Annotated in this window: 1 pseudogene; it reads left to right on the top strand. The window is 50.2% G+C overall.

From position 1 onward, the window contains the following. Window positions 1-164, top strand: a pseudogene (locus JUJ53_RS00280) (IS4 family transposase); the annotation flags it as partial. Window positions 165-257: the final 93 nt, after the last annotated feature.

Raw genomic sequence — 257 nt, 5'->3', positions numbered from 1 at the left:
TCCCCACATTCTACCAAACCACCTTGCGCACTCACCTCAGGGAAACCCAGTACTTGACCCTGCAATTGTTGTTGTTATTGCTACAGGCTCATCGCCAAGTCAAACTTTCAGTGTTAGCCAGCGTCTTTCCTCAGCCCATTCAGTATCCAAGCCGAAAACGCAACGGGAGCATCCCACTTTCGACAAAATAGTCAACAGGCAAGCTGCCCATTGAGGTAGGCACAACGCAAACTCAACATCGCATTGACAGAGGCCGT

Origin of the sequence: Leptolyngbya sp. CCY15150 (assembly GCF_016888135.1) — a bacterium.
Classification (GTDB): domain Bacteria; phylum Cyanobacteriota; class Cyanobacteriia; order RECH01; family RECH01; genus RECH01.
This window is presented reverse-complemented; position numbering and strand designations above follow the sequence as displayed.